General features: G+C 39.9%; 3 protein-coding genes. All 3 read left to right on the top strand.

Annotation, left to right across the window (positions count from 1 at the left end; all coding sequences use genetic code 11):
• The coding region (locus tag RTP52_RS08005; RefSeq protein WP_312370365.1) for a sensor histidine kinase at window positions 1–826 on the top strand (826 nt) is incomplete at its 5' end.
• Between the two features lie 93 nt (window positions 827–919).
• The gene (locus RTP52_RS08000) at window positions 920–1591 is read left to right on the top strand and encodes an ABC transporter ATP-binding protein (RefSeq protein WP_312370363.1); all 672 of its coding nucleotides are present in this window, start codon (window positions 920–922) and stop codon (window positions 1589–1591) included.
• 2 nt (window positions 1592–1593) lie between these two features.
• Window positions 1594–3091, top strand: a 1498-nt coding sequence (locus RTP52_RS07995; RefSeq protein ID WP_312370361.1) for an ABC transporter permease, incomplete at its 3' end; no start/stop codon positions are given.

Here is a 3091-nt window from a genome sequence, read left to right as displayed (position 1 = left end):
AAATAATTCCGACGGATTTATGGACTTGGAAGATGAAACGCTTATTTCCAAAATCGGAGCAAAGCTATTGAAAATCAAGGAAATTACACAGGGAGCAGCAGAGCAAAGTGAACAGCTAAAAAATAATGTCCAGGAATTAGTTTCAGACATCTCCCATCAACTAAAAACACCTCTATCAAATATTAAAATGGCAGCTGAAACATTAGAGGATAAAAACATAGACAAAGAGCGACGGCAATTCTTTACTTCCGGTTTGAGAAATCAAGTTAGTAAATTGGAGTTTCTAATTGAAGCCATGACAAAGATTTCACGTTTGGAGAATGGAACGATTGCGCCAAAACCGGAAATGTCCCCACTTTTTGAATTGCTTGAAACCGCAGTAACTGCTATCCAGCCTACGGCAAATGAAAAACATATAGAAATTAAAAGCGAAGTAACCGAACTATCCTTGTATTTTGATATGCGGTGGACAGCCGAAGCGTTATTCAACATTTTGGATAATGCAGTGAAATATACGCCGGACTATGGAAAAATCGATATATCCGTAGAATCAATGGCATTATATTCACGCATTGACATTAGGGACACGGGTATTGGAATATTGCCGCAGCACATAAACGACATCTTCAAGCGGTTTTACCGTGAAAACCGTTTGCGGCAAGCAAGCGGGGTAGGAGTTGGGCTATACCTTTCGCGTGAAATTTTATCCCGGCAAAGCGGGTATATTACGGCAAAATCGGTTGTGGACAAGGGGACAACAATATCAATATATTTGCAGAACAGCGGTAATAAAACCGATAAAAATATAAAAGTCTTAAATCTGTAACAATCTTTTTACCGTTTGGGACAATGTTGGGACATTTGAGGATTATCATAATGGAGTAAGGGAAAATCTCCTTGCAGAAAGGATGATTATACTATGAGTATTGTTGAAACAAACAACCTAAAAAAATACTATGGTAAGGAACCAAATATCACAAAGGCATTAGACGGGGTTACTTTATCAATTGATAAAGGCCGTTTCACTGCTATTGTCGGAGCAAGCGGCAGCGGCAAAACCACTTTGCTGAATATGCTTGGGGGCTTAGACGTTCCGACAGAAGGAACCGTTACCATTGCAGAACGGCAAATACAGTCTATGAGCGACGAACAGCTTACCATTTTCAGACGCAGAAACATAGGCTTTGTATTCCAAAGCTATAATCTTGTTCCTATTCTCAATGTCTTTGAAAATATCATGCTCCCCTTGGACTTGGACGGTAGCAGTCCAGATAAAGGCTATATGGATGAAATAATTGACTTACTTGGCTTAAATGAAAAGCTCTATAACATGGCAAATCAGCTTTCAGGCGGGCAGCAACAGCGAGTAGCAATTGCCCGCGCCCTTGTGGGGAAGCCGGCTATCTTGTTAGCCGACGAACCGACGGGTAACCTTGACGGTAAATCCAGTGAGAATGTCATGGAAATATTAAAACAGGCAAATCTTACACTCGGACAGACCATTATTATGATTACGCATAATGAATTGCTTGCACAAATGGCCGATACCGTCATAAGGATAGAGGACGGGCGTGTTGTGGAAGGCAGGTAAAGATGGATTATACAAAAAACAATAATAGTGGGATTATTTATAAACTAGCAAAAAGAAGCCTTAAAGGAAATAAGGGCAGGAATATTGCCGCAGTTATTACAATCGTCTTTTCTGTATGCGTCGTATTGAGTTTGGTGCTAATTACTCTTTCCGTCTGGCAAATGAATTATGATTTGGTAAAAGATACATATCAGGCGATTGTTAAAAATGTAAGTTCTGAAGAAATAGGCAAGCTCATGAGTGACAACCGTTTATACAAGGTGGGTGTAGCTTATTATTTGGATTATGTTGAAACGCCGGACAGGGATATATTTTTGATATACTATAACGACGTTATGATAGAATCTCATTCAAATGTGGTAATAGAGGGAGTTTACCCCCAAAATGAAGATGAAATATTAGTATCACAGTCCTATTTGGATATGGTAGGACAAAACGTTGATATTGGCGATACAATCCAGATTGAAGCAGGCAGGAAAATAAAAGGTACTTTCAAAATAACGGGTATATTTGATGATACACAGTGGAAAAACAATGTATCTAACCTGTTTTTCTCAAATTCTTTCCTTGAACTGTTAATCGGTGATGAAAGTATAGAGTACAATGCTTATTTGTGGCTTGAAAGCGTGCATAGTTTTACAGCGGATGAAGCGAAAATACTCATATCACAGGTTTGTGAGGATAACAATATTGAAGCGGGACGGATCAGCTTTAACAGTCCATATTTTCATTATATCGGACAATCTATAAGCGTCGATAACCTTTTGGCTATTTTACTAATAGGAAGCCTTATACTGTTTGCGGCTGCTATCGTTATTTACACGATATTCTATATTTCTGTTGTAAGTAAGATACGAGAATACGGGCAATTACGAACACTTGGCGCGACAAAAAGACAGGTTAAAAGGATAGTAGCTTATGAGGGCATGACACTTGCTGTTATTGGTGGCATGGCTGGAGTCCTGTTTGGCTGGCTTGTTGGGTATGCTACGCAGCCAGACGGTTGGAATTGGGTAAATACCCTTTGGGCTACCTTGGCCGTGATGTTGTTTGAGATATTTGTTGTGTGGGTAAGTGTCCGTACTCCCTCGAAAATGGCCGGAAGCGCATCACCAATCGAAGCCGAGCGATTTTCAGCCTATAAGAACGTTAAATGCAGAATAAAAACAAGACATAGAAAATCTACGCCTATACGAATTGCGGTTTTGAATGTCATACGAAACCCTAAAAAAGCCGTACTTACCATATTATCGCTTGGATTATGTGGGATGTTGTTTATTTGTGCGGCGAGCTTGCAAATTAACATCACGGCTGAAAAGGCAGTCCGTTCTTCAGAGTTTCAATATGGCGAATATAAACTTGAGGTCACAGGAGGCGGAAATAATACTTTTTCCGAAGTTCAGCAGCTTAATAATCCACTTACCGAAGATTTGCGGAAACAAATACTTGGCATAGAGGGGATTGAGGACATACGCGAATGGAAAGCCCTTAGTGGCAAGT

Source organism: Lachnoclostridium sp. (genome assembly GCF_031997925.1).
Lineage (GTDB): Bacteria > Bacillota > Clostridia > Lachnospirales > Lachnospiraceae > Lachnoclostridium.
The sequence above is the reverse complement of the archived record's forward strand: the minus strand, read 5'-3'. Positions and strand labels throughout refer to the sequence as shown.

Coding starts and splice junctions, on each gene's coding strand:
- RTP52_RS08000 (WP_312370363.1), top strand. CDS start 920: ATGAGTATTGTTGAAACAAACAACCTAAAAAAATACTATGGTAAGGAA.